The 306-nt window shown below is 40.2% G+C and carries 1 protein-coding gene and 1 pseudogene; both read left to right on the top strand.

Annotated elements, in window-relative coordinates; translation table 11 throughout:
• The coding region (locus tag ACTQZM_RS12150; protein WP_441653912.1) for a transposase domain-containing protein at positions 1–172 on the top strand (172 nt) is incomplete at its 5' end.
• Positions 129–306: pseudogene (locus tag ACTQZM_RS12145) on the top strand (IS66 family transposase); the annotation flags it as partial. The gene ACTQZM_RS12150 and the pseudogene ACTQZM_RS12145, both read left to right, overlap by 44 nt.

Below are 306 nucleotides of genomic sequence, written 5' to 3'. Positions count from 1 at the left end.
AAAAACAATTGAAGCAATGTCTAATGAACTTGCGCTTTTACGTGAACAAGTCGCTTACCTTACCAAAAAACTTTATGGTAAATCCTCTGAAAAGCGTGACTATAACCAGAATCAATTGAGCCTGTTTGATGACGTGGAACTGCCTGAAGAAGAAAGTGACTGTCCCAGGTAACTTAGAAGAAGAAACCATTACTTATCGTCGGAAAAAAGCGAAAGGCAAACGACAAGCCATTTTTCAGCAATTTAAACCAGAGGTCATCCACCATGAATTGATGGGAGAGGCTTGTACCTGTCCAGATTGTCATG

The organism is Enterococcus cecorum (assembly GCF_052119425.1).
GTDB classification, from domain to species: Bacteria; Bacillota; Bacilli; order Lactobacillales; family Enterococcaceae; genus Enterococcus_E; species Enterococcus_E cecorum_C.
Note: the sequence above shows the minus strand (reverse complement) of the source record. Positions and strands in the feature narration are given on the sequence as shown.